Raw genomic sequence first — 15,267 nt, 5'->3', positions numbered from 1 at the left:
TTATTGTCTTTGCTTTTCAGCGATGTTTATTTTGCGGCAACTCCCGCCGCTAAAAACGGAATAAGTCTGTCGATAATCGCCTTCGAACTCGCTTTAGACTCAAAGTCGTTTTCTGCAATTTCTATCAACGCCTGACTAGAGGCCATGGTAAAGACGCAAGTACCAAGGGTGAAATGTAAGCGCCAAAACAGCTCTTCTTGTGTGAGATCTGGATTGGCTTTAAGTACTGAACGAGTAAAAAGAGATAGGGTTTCTTGATAGCGAGTTGTAATAAACCATCTTAAGTGGCCTTGAACATCGGTGTACCCTCGACCAATCAGCAGCATAAATCGACTCGTTCCATCTGGTCTGAGTTCGTCTAAAGAGGTCAAAGGCGAGCGCAGGGACTCAAATACTTCTTCCATCTGATAGCTATCATTGAGATTGAGTGTAATTAAAGCGTCCTGTACCGCAGGCATAAATGCTTCCAGATAGCGGTTGAGCACGGCTCGTACCAAGGTTTTCTTGTCGCCAAAGTGATAGTTGACCGAAGCGAGATTAACCCCCGCCTTACTAGTGATAGTCCTGAGCGAAGTATCATTAAAGCCGTGTTCAGCAAACAGCGCTTCCGCAACGTCGAGGATTTTGTCTTTGGTTTGATTTCTGGATGTCATTTCAATCGCTCGTATTAAACACCTGTTTGAAATATACAAGCGATACATTTAATTAACAACTAAGTAACATCACATTTTTTGGCATTGGTCCGACCACACAAAAACGCCATCACCTAACCTATTGATAGTAATGGCAAATAAAAAAACATTACGAAAACTTAAATTTTTTCTGAACTGTTTTGAATTTGCCCGGTCTGAATTAGTGTAGTTAGCAGAGCATTGTTAGTTTCACAGGCCGTCAAACTGTATTCCTTCTGCTAATACCAAATACGCTGCTTTTTCTAATTTAACTCCTATGTTTGTATCCGCCCAGAGCCAATTTGCTCTGGGCTTTTTTTCATCTAAGACTTAAGACAATCCGCACTTTAGTGGCTTGGGATCAATACAAATCCCCCACCATCACGTAAACTAATCCAACAAGTTAGGAACAAACCCATTGCTATGAAGCTTTCAGAAAGCCCCGTTACTCAGCATCAATTTGGCGAGCTGACGTTTTTCCTTAAACGTGATGACCAGCTCCATAGTCACTTCTCTGGCAATAAAGCCCGCAAGTTTATGAGCCTACTCTCGCTGCATAATCCCAAGATCACTACGTTAGTGGCATATGGCAGTGCTCAGGCAAACTCTTTGTATACGTTGGCAGCTTTAGCAAGAATCAAAGGATGGCAACTAGACTTTTACGTCGATCATCTCCCGAACTGGTTGAGAGAACGCCCAATTGGAAATTATCGAGGCGCACTGGATCTGGGCGCAAACATTATCGCCCTTAATCAAGATGAAAGCGGTGAGCGCATCCACCCCAGAGACTATATAGAGCAAAACCAACTGGCAAACGAGACTACGGTTGTCGTTCCCGAAGGTGGACGCTTTCGAGAAGCTGAAGAAGGTGTTCAGCAGTTAGCAAGAGAAATATTGAGCTGGAGCCGCTTTCAGCCAATGAAACATCTCACCGTTGCTCTGCCTTCTGGTACTGGCGTTACCGCTCTATATCTACACAAACATCTCAAACCACATGGCATTGAAGTGATAACCTGCCCTTGCGTCGGCGGTAAAGACTACCTGATCAAACAGTTTGAAGAGCTGGGCGAAGACGACTTTCCACAGGTTTTGGAGCTGAATTACAAGCATCATTTTGGCAAGCTATATCACGACGACTATTTGATTTGGCAATCTCTGCTAGAGAAAACCAGCATTGAGTTCGACCTTCTTTACGACCCTATGATGTGGCAATGCCTTGTCGATTGGAGAAAAGAACATCCTGAAAAGACTATACTTTACGTTCATCAAGGGGGCATTCTCGCAACGAGAGTATGTTGCAAGGTACGAACGAAAATATGGAGCAATTGGTGCAAACCAACCCTACTAGGCAAGGAGTAAAACCATGAAACGATTGTTTATTTTGCTTTTTTTACCTGTGGTGGCTTTTGGTAAAACCATCACAACACCTTCTAAGGCGATTGTTGGTGTAAACGCTACCGACGCTGTAAAACGCGTCTGCTGGTACCAAGACAGTGCCTATTCCGAAGGCGCAATTTTGCAAGTTGGGGAGTTCTACATCAAGTGCCAAGCTGCCAATGATTTTGAAACCAATGGCGCGCTTAAATGGGTATCGATAGCCAATGATGCACCTGCAAAGAACTAGTTCCTTTGCTTTGGCGAACCAGTAGACTATCGATCAGAGGTTATATCCCGCCGATCAACAGATACTGTTCTTCTAAGTACTCGTTGATACCCTGTTTGCCGCCTTCACGCCCCAGCCCGGACTGCTTCATCCCGCCAAATGGGGCGCTGGCTGTTGATACTATGCCTTGATTAATACCGACCATGCCCGATTCCAGTACATCGCTGATGGTGAGTGTGCGGGATAAGTTTTGCGTGTAAACGTAACTAATTAAACCTGATTCGGTACGGTTGGCTCTCTCGATAATTTCATCGTCACTACTAAAAGAGCTAACGGCTGCTAAGGGGCCAAAGGTCTCTTCTTGGCTACAGAGCATGGTGTCATTCGCCTCTGTCAAAATGATCGGCGTAACTATGTTGGAACCGACTAACGGCCGAGTGCCAAAACGCAACGTTGCGCCTTTACCTATCGCATCATCGAAATGACTCAGCACTTTTTCAACCGCATCGCTGCGAATAAGTGGCCCTATATCGACGCCTTCAAAGCCATTGCCAACTTTTAACTTGGCGACTCTATCCACCAGCAAATTAACAAACTTGTCGTAAACTTTTTCATGCACATAAATGCGATTGGCCGCGACACAGGTTTGCCCACCATTTCGAAACTTAGCTACCATCAGGCCATCGATCGCACTATTGAGGTCTGCGTCTTCAAATACAATAAATGGAGCATTGCCACCCAGTTCTAACGAAAGCTTCTTAACGTTGCAGGCGCTCTGAGACATCAGCAATTTGCCAACATTCGTCGAACCTGTGAAAGAGAGCTTTCTCACCCGATTATCCGATGTTAACCGCTGACCAATCAGCACTGCATCACCCGTGACTACTTGTATCACACCAGCAGGAATACCCGCTTTATCCGCGAGTTCGGCCAACGCGAGCGCTGTCAATGGCGTATCAGGGCGGGCTTGAGAACTACTGTACACCCTGCGGCCAAAGCTGGTGCGAGTTTACGTGTCACCATTGCCGCGGGAAAGTTCCACGGAGTAATGGCCGCAACCACTCCTACCGGCTGGCGTTTCACTTGTATCTGCGCATGTTCCGTCGCTGCGGGAATGGTTTCTCCGTAAATACGAACAGCCTCTTGCGCATACCAGTCGACAAAGCTGGCAGCGTACTGAACTTCGCCCTTCGCCTCGCTGAGCGGTTTACCTTGCTCTGAGGTGATGATCTCGGCCAGCTTTTCGCTGTATTGGCAAATCAGTTGATACCAACGAGCTAGTAGTTTTGACCTTTGCGGCGCAGGCGTTTTCTTCCATGTTGTTAAAGCGCTATATGCGCCTTCGATCGCCTGATCAATATGAGGAGAAGAGAGGCTTGGAACCGATGCTATTGTCGCTTGGTTAAACGGATTGACGACGGAGTGCGTCTCTTTGTCACTCACCCACTTTCCATTGATATAGCATTGCTCTTTTAGCAAAGCGTTGTCTTTCAGCGTTCCCACCTTCCACCTCCACAGCGTTTTTCACTAGCATAACGGCTAATGTTAATCTTAACTCAAGGTTTTTAATATTTTGTGAACGAAGCGATATTGGCAAAACCGCGTCTGACAAGTGGAAACAGAAAAGCGGGCAAGCACAAACTGTGCGCCACCCGCTCGTTGGATAGAGTTAGCCTAATTGACTTTGAAGAGGCTCGTCGGAAACAGCTACAACTTGGCGATTTTCTGCGGCCACGGGTCGTCAAAGCTTCCGCCGTTTTGCCAGTGATTAAGCTCTTCTTTGGTTAGGAAACAGCGATTGAGTGCCTCTGTGAATCTCGCGGCTTCATCTTCTTGTCCAATTACTGTTAGGCGACATCGGCGATCGCCAAAGCGGCTGTCTACTGCGTCAATTTTAGCCTGCAGGATAGCTTTTTGTTGTTCGGTGAAGTCTTGAGTTTCATCTTTTAAAATAGGAGCACGCCAAAAACCAACCACTTCGAGCCCTACACTTCCGTTGGTTTGGTCCATAGTAGTGACATATCATCTCGACTCGGCATCCAAAAAAAGCCTTTGCTTCGAAAGACACCTTCGGTCAGATAGCTGTGGCACGTTTCCCAAAGCCGCTGGGGGTGAAATGGTCGGTCGTCGTTAATCACTTTAGCCACTATCTTTTGTCCCGCCTTACCAGACAAGGTGAGCGGCGCATCTACTTGGTCTTTCAGTTCCTTAGACAACTGTTCGACCAGTTCGAAGTTGTAGTTTTCGACCTGAGTCAGTTGCGCTGTCGAAATATTGCCCCAAGACGTACTCATAATAGCGGCGTAAGGATTAATGGGATGCAAAGACTGAGCAACTGCCTGTATTGCATTCGCATCTAATCGGTCGCTTTTGGTTAGGAACACTCGGTTAGAGAACATGATCTGCTCTACCAGTAGATTCTCTACGCCTCGCTTGCCTTTTTGTAAGTTTTCCTGCCATTTGGGGATCAGTTGGGAACCTTGTTGATAGTCGGTGTTTAGCCATGTTGCATCAACTAAGGTAATCACCCCTTTAAGCGCAAACTGCTTTTGAGTTTTGAAATATTGAACCAAGGGCAACGGATGACTGCTGCCTGATGTTTCGATAAGTACCCACGGGGGCATGTTCTCTTTTGCCAGTTTAGACAGTGCAGCGTCGATCTTTTTTACCCCTTCAGGGCTACTAATGCTGTCTCCGCTGATGGTAATAAAATTGCCTTCTGCTTCACTGACAACATCGGTATTCGCGATTAATACACCATCGACGTCCAGCTCACTCATATCATTAACAATCACCGCGGGAATGTTTTCCTCTTGTTTAGCGCGGTTTAATACTTGGCGCAGCAAGGTGGTTTTACCCGAGCCAAGGAAGCCGTGCAAAATAGTGACGGGGATTGGAGACATAGGTGTTCCTTATAAAACAATAGATAAGATTAATTATCACTACGTTATAACATAACGACATATAAATCAGAAGCGAGTAAGGCGTTTATGCCTATCAATATGGCGGTTGAAAAATTAAGGACGTTAGAAGAGAAGCCCAGTGATTTACTTCACTGGGCCGAAGAAGGATTACATCACGCAAGACTGCGCTTGTTGCGCTTTTTCTATACCTTTCTCTATAAGGGATTGAGCATCTGGGTTACCAATCGACTCTAATACTTTGTTCACTATCTTCTCTGCCGAAGATTCTGTCGTCGCATCGATTAAACACTGATACGCATTAGCAAATTGATCGGTCACTTGTGCAAGGGCAAGTGGATCGCCAAAGTCTGCATTTAGAAGCTCATCAATAGATTCTGTTAGCGCTTGAGCTGATTCTGCGGCATCGCCAAACTGACCGAGATCGATCCCAGCCAGATCGACGGATTCGACTTTCTCTTGCACCGAGTCCACCGCTTTGTTTGCCGCTTCTTGTGCTTGGTCGATCATTTTTGTTGCATCTTCACAACCCATCAATGCGATAGCGAGTACAGATGCGAATACGTTTTTTTTCATTTTATGTCTCCTATTACAGGAACAATGGTCAGAAGAGAATGGAACCGTCCGGTGATTAACAATAAGCTCACCTGTCCGTTTCGCCGGTTTCCCTTCAATAGATAAAAACCATATTAGCATCTCATATTGCTGAGTTAATGACTTGCAAACCTCTTGTTACACTCTTATCGCGGCATTAATACCTTAGCGCCAAATAAAATCAAACCCCAGTTTTCGACCGGGGTTTAATCTAGAGTAGTTTCCGTATTTTTAAGGGCTACTGTTTCTTTTGAATACCCGTGATAAAACTGTCGTAGCAGTCCACTTTTACAAATTGAGCTGCATTATCGAGGTCATTCCCTTGGCTATCTTTAGACAGGCTTTGAAGTGCGCCATTCCACAATGAACTTTCGCTTTTTCTGACTCTCTTAGATCATCGGAAAATAGACTCGATTTAGTCTCAACCACAAAATAGAGCTGATCACTCGCGTCGTTATCACTTTCTATTAGTACAGCCCAATCTGGGTTGTAACTTCCCAGTGGCGTGTCTATTTTAAACCACGGTGGCAGCTTGGCGTATAACTTGACCTCTGTTGAGGCTTCTAGCTTTTTCGCAAACTCACGCTCTACGTTTGAGTCACAAACTAGGTGATCGTAAATCGATTTATCCACTGCCAGCATATTCTTTAGGTAACCTGTTAGCTCTTGCTCTTGGAAGAGTTCTTGAGCGTAATACGCATGCTCGCCAATACGTTGATAGCGGATCCCTTCGACCATGGCTAAACGCATTTGTTTTCGGATCACTTCGTTGGTTAGCTCGATAAAACGTTGTGGGTTGTTCTTAAACGACTCTAACTTGTCACCTATACCTAATAAGATCGCGACAATGGTTTTACGTGTGAGGTTTGTACTCGACTCTAGATAGGTCACTATATCTGGCAGTTTAAAGTGACTAGTGTGTTGATAGTGTGTCTTTGACTCTTCACCGTAAGTTGCTAGCTCTGCTTCTGTTACTGCGACTTTTACTTTGGTGTACTCAAATTTAGCACTAGCGACATTCACCGAGGTGTGGATCTCTTTAATACACTTCTCAATCAAGTCGTTGACGTCAAAGTCGACTCGATAAGTCGTTTTGTATTTAATTCGATCCCACAGCGCTTTGAAGTCACTGCCTAATACGACATGCTTACCGTGTTCTTCGCGCAGTTGGGCGTTTTTTTTTCTCTTCGTGCTTTTTGATGCTCAAGCCTTTTGCCAGTTTTTTTAGCACTGCCAATATCGCATCCCTAAAATCGAAAGCATCACTAGGCAAACTCACTGAGTTTGCAGCTAAGTCGCCTTCTAACAATTCAAGGATCTTGCCTTTTTTATCTATGTACCCTTTTGCCAAAAGGTGTTGGAAAACTTGTTCCGATTTTTCTGCGCCTAAAAACGTTTTTTGCCTAGTTCATCTGCGAGAACAATATTGGCGAATTGATGGGGTTCGACTGCACCAAACTTGATGCCCTCTTCCTTTTCGATTTCGCTTTGCAGCTCTGACACAAACTGCTCGTAGGATTCGTTTGCCATTACGGTTAGGGTGTTCACTTCAAATCCGTAGGGAACACGTTCACCGGATTGGTCAACCGCTAAGCGCAAGCCACGACCAATTTCCTGCCGCTTTTTCATCACCGAATTCGTTTCGTTAAGTGTACAGATTTGGAACACATTGGGGTTATCCCACCCCTCTTTTAATGCCGAGTGGCTAAAGATAAAGCGCAGTTCCTCGTTAATTGAGAGTAACTTCTCTTTATCTTTCATAATCAGGTTGTATGCCGACTCATCCGCCGCAGTTTTACCGCTCTCCCCTTTGGAAGAGAGTTTAGATTCGGCAAACAAAGGGTTGCCCGAAGCGTCCTTTTTCTTATCTTGAGCAAAGTAGCCATTGTGAACGGTACTAGCCAACGCTTTTAAGGCCTGCTCGTTAATCTGGTATTTGCCTGAATCGTCTTTATCCCATATGGATGGGTAGAGCACACGGTACTTAGGCTTTTTAAGCTGCTTGACGAACTCTTCTTCGAACCAAAGTGCAAACTTACCCTGAGTAGGCACACCCTCTTTGGTATAACCGCGATAATTCGCTACCTTGTCGATAAAAAATAGGCTAAGAACCTTAATGCCCTTTTGGCTAAGTATTTTGGCGTGATCTTTTTCTTCTGCGCCTGCGGTTATCTTGTTAAAAAACCTCAACTCTTTTTCAAGGTGCTCTTCTACGGTTTTAGCCAGTTGAAGCCGCTTAAAAGTGTCTTGGTCTACTTCACCAATAGACTGACCAAGCGTAAGGATGTCGTCTCGACTGGTAAAATCGATATACTCATTGCCTTGTTCGCAATTGATATCGTTGATGACATAACCTTGATAAACACTGCGACCACCAGAGAGCTCAAACAGATCCGCTCCGCTTTTCACTGTTATCTTCTTACCCGCCTGAAGCTTGCCCGTTTTGGTTTGTGCATCGATCTCTATCTTGGCGGTGATAGGCGATTTCTTATTATCGACACTGAGCAGCTTGATGTAGGCTTGGTTGTGATTGTCTTGAGCTTCAAACGACGCCACTTCTATCTGTTTGACTAATTTGCGTTCGTAAGCGTCGATAGAATCTAGCTTGTACAGCATATTAAAGCTTTCCGTCAGCGTGGCGGAATAGCGGAAAGTGCAGAGTGGGTTTAGGCTCGCTATCGCTTTTTTGCGATTTGCCGTTGATGCGACCGACTGCGGCTCATCGATTAAGACAACTGGATTGCTCGCCTGTATAAACTCTATCGGCTTCATCCCATTTAGGCGATCATCGGCACGGTGGATCAGGTTCGCTTTGGTCTCTTTTTCTGGATCGGTAAATGACTTACTGAACGCATCAATATTGATAACCATAATTTGGATATAGTCATTAGAGGCAAAGTTTTTAACTTGCTCCCGCTTGGCAGAGTCGTAGACAAAGTAGTCATACTGGACGTTTTTGTACTCTTTTTTGAAATGCTCTTCGGTCATTTGCAGCGATTTGTACACGCCCTCTTTGATCGCTACCGATGGCACCACAATGATAAATTTTGTCAGACCATATTTTTGGTTTAGCTCAAACACGCTGCGCAAATAGACGTACGTCTTGCCCGTACCGGTTTCCATCTCCACGGTAAAATCAAGGCTTGGCAATGCGTTTTCGGCTGATTCGGTTTGCGGTAATCCGTTGATTAGTTGGACGTTTCGCGTGTTTTCATACAAAGTTTTGGCACTTAGGCTAAGTGCGTTCGCCACTCCTAACCCTTGGTTTGCTTGAAACATGTCCGCTTGCGCAGATTGTGACACCGAAAAATGGGTTTGAAAGCTCTCTTGCCCCTCGAAAACGCCAACAACCGCATCGATGGCTTCGTTTTGATGGGACAGATTGGGATTAAACTTAATCTTCATTTCGGACACTGGCTATCCCTTAAATGCTTTTGACATCTGAGATGCCAGTTTGCTTTAAGATCTGAATAGCGTTGGCTTTCACCGTATCGTCGGCAAAGGCTTGATCCTTAAACACGATTTGAGGCGCAATACCGCCAAACTCAGTGGCCAGTTTAGCGATATCTTCTACCACTTCACTGGTTACTTCGTCTTCAAGGCAGGCAATGAGTGCACCGGAAGCAACAACAAAGACGGCTTTATCATTGAGTGTTTTCTCTTCCACTTTTGTCGTTAAGCTGTAACCGTATTTAAGTAAGATTTCATAAAGTACATCTTCACTTGTGCGATCACTTTTAATCGACTGCGCAGCCTGTTGAAGCATCTGTTCTAGGTTGTCGAAATCCGCATCCCAAGGGCGAATATTGGTTTCGTCGAGCCTAAAAGATTTGAAACCGAATACCTCGACATTTTCGACACTCTTAAGTCGGGTTGTGGTGGTGTTAGAAATGACTCCTCCACCAGCAATCGGCTCTGGCAGTTGCACCAGAATAAATCGACGTGAACTCTGCTGCGACAGTTTTAGCGCAGCGTGTCCGGTGGTGCCCGAGCCCGCAAAGAAATCCAAAATCAGATCGTTTTCTTTGGTAAAATAGGAAATCAGCTTAGAGGCAAAGTCCACTGGCTTGGGGTTATCGAAGCTAATGTTCATTTTCTTTAGCAAGGCGTCATCACTGCCTGAGAACTTAAGCACCGATGGCACGTTCTCATACATGTTCTCTTTGAGAAGGTACTTTCTTTCTGGCTGTTTAGATTCGTCTTCACCAAATACAACCAAACCTTTGCTAAGTAGCGACGCCATTGTTTCTGGCGGATTTCTCCACCCTCTGTCTGGCACGGGACAAGACTTTTGCGTAACCGGATGGAGCAAAGGAATAAAGTAATCGTCTGGCGCTTTCTTTTTGTTCGGCCACGCCATAGAGACGGTACGATACACCTCGCCGTTTTCATCTATCTTGTTATAGGCCGCTTCGCCGCCAGACAAATAAGATTGTTTACTTACCCAAGTTTTAAATTCTTCGCGAACATCTTCAATAGCATACGTCTTTTTATGCTCGCTTAAATCCAACCCAAGCGAGTATTTGTCATTCAGCTTTTTCAGCTCTGCTGGGATAGAAGACGAACCAATTTTTGAGTACAGAGATTTGGCTTTGGAGAGCATTTTCTCTGCGTTTTCTTTTGGCCGTGAGATGGTGTTGTTTTCTTTAAAGGTATTAATGTCTTTTGAGAAAACCAAGATGCTCTCATGCTGATAGGCGATTTTTGACGAATCCCCTTTGGGGTTGCCCTTGTCCCAGCAGATTTCACCTAAGAAGTTATCTTCTCCATAGATTTCATTCATCAGCATTCTTAGGTGATAGTTTTCATTTTCATCCAAATGAATCACTATCACTCCATCGTCACTGAGCATATTGCGAGCAAGGCGCAAGCGTGGATACATCATAGACAACCAGTTCGAGTGGTAACGCCCAGAGGTTTCCACGTTGGTACTGGTTTTTTTGCCATCGGCCGACAACTGGTGCGTTTGTTCTAAGTAGTTGCTGATGGTTTCTGAAAACGAATCAGAGTAGATAAAATCTTTACCCGTATTGTACGGAGGATCGATATAGATCATCTTCACTGATTTGTGGTAGCTCTTTTGCAGCAGTTTTAATACTTCGAGGTTGTCGCCCTCAATAAACAAGTTGCCGCTTTGCTCCCAATTAACACTGGCCTCTTTGTTTGGGCGCAGTGTAGCATTTGAAGACGAGAGCGCCAGTTGGACCGCCGCCTTTTTCCCCGCCCAGTTAAACTCATATCTCTCTGCTTTATTTACTGCGCCGCTTTCTGACTCTTCAGACAACAGCTCAAGCAGTTTGGCGACGTTTAGGTCGCCATCTGAGTTGCACTCTGGTAGCAGCTCTAGAATTTTTGTTTTTAGTTCGAGTTTAATGTCTAAACTTTTTGCTCTATCAGAGTTTGAATCGATTTTGTTCATTTATCCGTCACGGCTTCATTGTTGTTAAACAATTTGTCAAAGCTAAAGATGCCTACTTTTTTCGGGTTTCCACTATTAAATGTAAAAACACTTACAGTTGATGGGTCATCGAAGAACTCGGGCTCTTCAACTCGCCTATTGTACAAGATAAAGAATCCATCTCCCGTCATTTTGCAAAGATTTTCTAGAACATAAAAATTCGGGAAATCGACTCTAAACGGTGACCATCTGTCTAGTTCAAAGCTTGAGCGCTTTAACTCGATGATGGTGGTTTTGTCACTCTCTTTAATTAGGTCGATATCGGCAACAACGATTTTTTTCCCTAGTTGTTCACGCTGCCAAGAGTGATAGGCACTGCTCTCGGCGCTGTTGATCGCTTTTTTTGTTGGCTTATCAGAAACAGGTAGACCCGTTTTAGCGAATGCATCTTTAAGCTGCTGAAGGCTGACCGTGTTTAACGCACCATCGAAGCTCGCCAACTCGACCGAATCGATTTCTGGTTGAGAGCTGTTAAAACGCACTTGGAACATAGGTAAATCAGCTTTTTTAGCAATGGTGCTCGCTAACGAGACGATTTTACTGTCTACTGCCCATTTTTCATTAAAGGCCAAAACAATCACCTTAGGATTGTTGTTACTATCGCCGTAAACCAAGATCCAAGCGTTCTCCGACACCCAATAAAAATCTTTTATCTTTTTATCTGCTAGCGCTTGGTATATTGCATTCGTTCTGTAAAAACACATTTCATCTAACCTCTGACGTGTTGCTGGGTTAACCCCAACCTATGATTATCTCGCTTTAGCCCACTATGTTAACCCACTTTCTAATAAGATAATGCCGCCTTATTCGAGTTTTAATCAATAGTTTCAGATTGTTAGTTGGGGGGGGGTATGGTGTAGATTAACACAAGTAATATATTGACTTAGCCAATATTTCAATTTAGGTTATATACAAAGGGCTGAGGCTTACCTGCGGTTTGTAATGTACTTCTTACAAAACAAAGCACTCACATCGTTGAAGAAAAAGACACTACCACTCACGATCAAACCATCATTCTCGGACCTTATAGCCGGAAGTACGCCGTCACTAAAGTGTGATGGGGCTAGCTTATTTTTAATGGTTTTAGAATGACTAATAACTCTATCCCAACTACGTACATCCCATTAGAGAAGTTCCATATTGTTCCCTTAACAGGGCTATCTCCAGCAGAGCTCAAAGTCTCTGCGAAGAGAACATCGCGTGACCGTGAAAAAATCACTCATACAACAAAACTAAACGCCATTACTAAATGCCTTGGAATAGCTGGTGGATTTGCCGCTTACGAGAAAGAGTACAATGGAAGCTTACTTCCGTTCATGGCAAAACATAACCTTAAAAAGCGCAAAGACCTACTCAAACACAGAAAAAAGGGCGCGCATCACTTATATTATCCTTTCACCCACCAGCAAGTATCAGAGAGATTGTTCTTCTCTGAAGGACCTACCCCTCAGAAACTGTTTACTGGGCATGATTTTGACTTTTCTAGTGTATTCGGATGGCATAGTGGCGACTTGCATGATGCACTGCAGCAAGACGCTGATTGGGAACAGATCATACTCAACAATTATCACGTACGACAAATCGCCGACAGTAAATTTGATCCAAGCATGCTTCCAATAAGACAACAGGAATTACTTAGCTTGGATGTCGCATCTGAAATTACACTATCTGTGGTGGATAGAACAAACTTGCCTTCAGTATTAGACTATCTAACCAACAAAACCACAGAGCCAGTAGAGCGACCAACCCGATATAAACAAATATCGGTGAAAATTGTCGACCTTATACTGCTAAACAACAGGATTATTACTAGTGGCAGCAGTTATCACCTTCTAGGAAATGCTCTAACCAACATTCCTAGTACCACTGCTCATATCAAACTTTACGCTCAAAGTACCACTCCTGTAGAAGAAGCGTCTCTTGATATCGACTCTCAAAAATATATTCAAACACTTCTCGCAGCACGGTTTAAACATAGTGATGCAGGCTGGGTGAACGTATTGCCTTACAACGAAAAACTGATTTTTTTATCGGATGGCAGAGGAAACTTTGACTTTCTCGTCCAAAACCAACGCGATGCGATCTTTTCTCACGAGGTATATGGTGACAATTTAAAACGTGCAGATATCCCGAGCTTTATAGAAGATTATCGCTTTGAACGCTGGCACTACTTTGAATATGAGGGGAACCGAGAATGGGATAGTCACTGCTCAGAAATGAATTATTACCACAATGGTGGCCTCATGCAAAACTACCCCGGCACCCAGACTATATTGCGTGAGTACTATCAATATAAAGGGATTTATCACCCTGAGCATAAAGGTTCTACCGTTCGTCTAGATGGTTTCAATCAAGTATCCATCGATGAAAAAGAAATGATGGTCTCCGAACTCATAACGATTGGTGATCTCATCTACTTCCTAGAACAAAACGCAGAGTACAACAAAAACAGACAAGGTGATTCACTAGCCCCAGTCAACGCCGAGAGTGATATCACTCTGCCGGCATCATGTACATTTTTTGACGTCCTGGCCTATATTAACTGGTTGGAGAAACAAACGGGGGTTCCTCTTCGTATTCTGAACTACTCAGAATACAAATCATTGAGAGGAGAAAACTGGTCAAAACCAAAACGTGGCCAAGACAGTGGCATGATATTCATCAGCACTACAGGTGACGAATATGATTCTCACCCACCCTACATGGCTCAAAATGACTTTGACAACTTACACCTCCGGTTCCCAAAACCTCTTCACTGTATCGAAGAGAACGGATTGCAGTTTATTGATTCAAACTTCTTTTGTGAGTGGCTACTAGAAGGGGTTCAGATCCGTTCAGCTAGTCTCACTTCGTTCTATATGGACGCTTATGTGTTAAGGGCACATGGTCCTCAAAATTCAACCGGAAAATACAAAGGCATGAAGACAGGCTTCAGGCTCTGTTACGAGCTAAAGACTCATTAATTGACGCATATTGGTGGTGAGTTAAGTCACCGCCAGATTTATGCCTAATATGCTAGGACGCATAAAAATGATAAAGAACGACTCCAAATTAGAAAAACACAGAGTTCATTTCTCATCCAATGATGTAAGGTACAAAGAATGATAGACATAAACTCAGAAAAAAAGATAGCCGTACTAATTGATGCCGAAAACGCACAGTTTACGGTGCTAGACTCAGTTCTGAAAGAACTATCTAAACATGGACATATTCTAGCCAAAAAAGCTTATGGTGACTGGAGTTCTGAACACCTAAAAAACTGGAAACAACCACTAAATGAGCTTGCGATAAACCCCATCCAACAGTTTTCATACACGCAGGGAAAAAACTCTTCCGATGCGGCAATGATCATTGATGCTATGGATTTACTGTATTCAAATAAGTTCGATGCGTTTGCAATAATTAGCAGCGATAGTGATTTTACCAAGTTAGCTTCGCGGTTAAAAGAATCTGAAGTATACGTCTTTGGAGTTGGTGAGAAGAAAACACCAGTTGCTTTCAGAAACGCATGCGATGACTTTATGTATACAGAAATTCTCAAAGATCGTTATGCAATCAAGGATGAGACTACCTTAAATTCTGCTGAGAAGCCAAAGCAACCAGAATTGCGTAGTAAGCGCAACAAGCTCAGACAGGATACAAAACTTTTAAACATTCTTCGTGGGGCTGCAAACGAGTATCAAGATGAGGATGGTTGGTCATTCCTAGGACACTGCGGAAGTTTGATAAAGAGGCAATACCCGGACTTCGATTCAAAAAATTATGGCTTTAACACTTTAAGCCAATTAGTAGAAGCAATTGAACTTTTTGATATTGATCGAAGGGCCACAGGTACCGGAGCGGTTCATGTCTACATTAAAGATCAGCGGAAAAGTGCTTAGTTGTACTAATACAGCTTAGTTGTTTCTAATAGTTGAATAGCCATGCAACTTGGCATGGCTGTTACTTTGTAATAAACAAAATCAATTAATAGGAAAATAATTCAAAAATCAACCACAACCTTCAAATACACTCCCTCAG

The 15,267-nt window shown here is 43.8% G+C and carries 12 protein-coding genes and 2 pseudogenes; 4 read left to right on the top strand and 10 right to left on the bottom strand.

Going from position 1 to position 15,267, the window contains the following annotated elements:
- Window positions 1-26: 26 nt before the first annotated feature.
- A complete protein-coding gene (gene psrA, locus BLO31_RS09400; protein WP_070965116.1) occupies window positions 27-653 on the bottom strand; it encodes a TetR family transcriptional repressor PsrA in 627 nt (208 codons plus the stop codon).
- Window positions 654-1,094: 441 nt separating this feature from the next.
- Between psrA and BLO31_RS09395 the strand changes: the two are divergent.
- Window positions 1,095-2,019: pseudogene (locus tag BLO31_RS09395) on the top strand (1-aminocyclopropane-1-carboxylate deaminase/D-cysteine desulfhydrase).
- Between the two features lie 15 nt (window positions 2,020-2,034).
- Window positions 2,035-2,295 (top strand): DUF1496 domain-containing protein, encoded by a 261-nt coding sequence (locus BLO31_RS09390; protein ID WP_070965113.1) that lies wholly within the window; start codon window positions 2,035-2,037, stop codon window positions 2,293-2,295.
- A 40-nt stretch (window positions 2,296-2,335) separates the two neighbouring features.
- Here the strand turns inward: BLO31_RS09390 and BLO31_RS09385 are convergent.
- The 9 genes and pseudogenes from BLO31_RS09385 to BLO31_RS09360 form a co-directional block, all read right to left on the bottom strand.
- Window positions 2,336-3,777 (bottom strand): annotated as a pseudogene (locus tag BLO31_RS09385) (NAD-dependent succinate-semialdehyde dehydrogenase).
- A 204-nt stretch (window positions 3,778-3,981) separates the two neighbouring features.
- On the bottom strand, window positions 3,982-4,284 hold the full coding sequence (locus BLO31_RS24415; RefSeq protein ID WP_245688452.1) for a hypothetical protein: 303 nt from the start codon (window positions 4,282-4,284) through the stop codon (window positions 3,982-3,984).
- Complete coding sequence (locus BLO31_RS09380; protein ID WP_245688451.1) at window positions 4,260-5,177, bottom strand: CobW family GTP-binding protein; 918 nt, start codon at window positions 5,175-5,177, stop codon at window positions 4,260-4,262. Before BLO31_RS09380 ends, BLO31_RS24415 begins: the two co-directional genes overlap by 25 nt.
- 168 nt (window positions 5,178-5,345) lie before the next feature.
- Window positions 5,346-5,771 carry a hypothetical protein gene (locus tag BLO31_RS09375; RefSeq protein WP_070965110.1) on the bottom strand — a complete coding sequence of 142 codons (426 nt, stop codon included), beginning with the start codon at window positions 5,769-5,771 and terminating at the stop codon, window positions 5,346-5,348.
- Between the two features lie 306 nt (window positions 5,772-6,077).
- On the bottom strand, window positions 6,078-6,848 hold the full coding sequence (locus tag BLO31_RS24410; protein WP_245688450.1) for a restriction endonuclease: 771 nt from the start codon (window positions 6,846-6,848) through the stop codon (window positions 6,078-6,080).
- An 88-nt stretch (window positions 6,849-6,936) separates the two neighbouring features.
- Complete coding sequence (locus BLO31_RS24405; RefSeq protein ID WP_245688449.1) at window positions 6,937-7,140, bottom strand: hypothetical protein; 204 nt, start codon at window positions 7,138-7,140, stop codon at window positions 6,937-6,939.
- A gap of 35 nt (window positions 7,141-7,175) precedes the next feature.
- On the bottom strand, window positions 7,176-9,194 hold the full coding sequence (locus tag BLO31_RS24400; RefSeq protein ID WP_245688457.1) for a DEAD/DEAH box helicase family protein: 2,019 nt from the start codon (window positions 9,192-9,194) through the stop codon (window positions 7,176-7,178).
- A gap of 19 nt (window positions 9,195-9,213) precedes the next feature.
- Window positions 9,214-11,208, bottom strand: coding sequence for a site-specific DNA-methyltransferase (locus tag BLO31_RS09365; RefSeq protein ID WP_070965107.1), 1,995 nt, complete (start codon window positions 11,206-11,208; stop codon window positions 9,214-9,216).
- Window positions 11,205-11,951 (bottom strand): hypothetical protein, encoded by a 747-nt coding sequence (locus BLO31_RS09360; protein ID WP_070965104.1) that lies wholly within the window; start codon window positions 11,949-11,951, stop codon window positions 11,205-11,207. Before BLO31_RS09360 ends, BLO31_RS09365 begins: the two co-directional genes overlap by 4 nt.
- A 384-nt stretch (window positions 11,952-12,335) precedes the next feature.
- On the opposite strand from BLO31_RS09360, the gene BLO31_RS09355 reads away from it, so the two are divergent.
- Together BLO31_RS09355 and BLO31_RS09350 are read left to right on the top strand one after the other, a co-directional pair.
- On the top strand, window positions 12,336-14,210 hold the full coding sequence (locus BLO31_RS09355; protein ID WP_070965101.1) for a hypothetical protein: 1,875 nt from the start codon (window positions 12,336-12,338) through the stop codon (window positions 14,208-14,210).
- 138 nt (window positions 14,211-14,348) lie between these two features.
- Entirely contained in the window at window positions 14,349-15,128 is a 780-nt protein-coding gene (locus BLO31_RS09350; protein WP_070965096.1) for an NYN domain-containing protein, read from the top strand.
- Window positions 15,129-15,267 lie beyond the last annotated feature (139 nt).

Source organism: Vibrio sonorensis (assembly GCF_001854765.1).
Classification (GTDB): Bacteria; Pseudomonadota; Gammaproteobacteria; order Enterobacterales; family Vibrionaceae; genus Vibrio; species Vibrio sonorensis.
The sequence above is the reverse complement of the archived record's forward strand: the minus strand, read 5'-3'. Positions and strand labels throughout refer to the sequence as shown.

What these genes read in the sequence shown, in the direction of transcription:
- BLO31_RS09350 (WP_070965096.1), top strand. Translation starts at nt 14,349, where the DNA reads ATGATAGACATAAACTCAGAAAAAAAGATAGCCGTACTAATTGATGCC.
- BLO31_RS09365 (WP_070965107.1), bottom strand. Translation starts at nt 11,208, where the DNA reads ATGAACAAAATCGATTCAAACTCTGATAGAGCAAAAAGTTTAGACATT.
- BLO31_RS09375 (WP_070965110.1), bottom strand. Translation starts at nt 5,771, where the DNA reads ATGAAAAAAAACGTATTCGCATCTGTACTCGCTATCGCATTGATGGGT.
- BLO31_RS24400 (WP_245688457.1), bottom strand. Translation starts at nt 9,194, where the DNA reads ATGAAGATTAAGTTTAATCCCAATCTGTCCCATCAAAACGAAGCCATC.
- BLO31_RS09390 (WP_070965113.1), top strand. Translation starts at nt 2,035, where the DNA reads ATGAAACGATTGTTTATTTTGCTTTTTTTACCTGTGGTGGCTTTTGGT.
- BLO31_RS09355 (WP_070965101.1), top strand. Translation starts at nt 12,336, where the DNA reads ATGACTAATAACTCTATCCCAACTACGTACATCCCATTAGAGAAGTTC.
- BLO31_RS09380 (WP_245688451.1), bottom strand. Translation starts at nt 5,177, where the DNA reads ATGTCTCCAATCCCCGTCACTATTTTGCACGGCTTCCTTGGCTCGGGT.
- psrA (WP_070965116.1), bottom strand. Translation starts at nt 653, where the DNA reads ATGACATCCAGAAATCAAACCAAAGACAAAATCCTCGACGTTGCGGAA.
- BLO31_RS24415 (WP_245688452.1), bottom strand. Translation starts at nt 4,284, where the DNA reads ATGGACCAAACCAACGGAAGTGTAGGGCTCGAAGTGGTTGGTTTTTGG.
- BLO31_RS09360 (WP_070965104.1), bottom strand. Translation starts at nt 11,951, where the DNA reads ATGTGTTTTTACAGAACGAATGCAATATACCAAGCGCTAGCAGATAAA.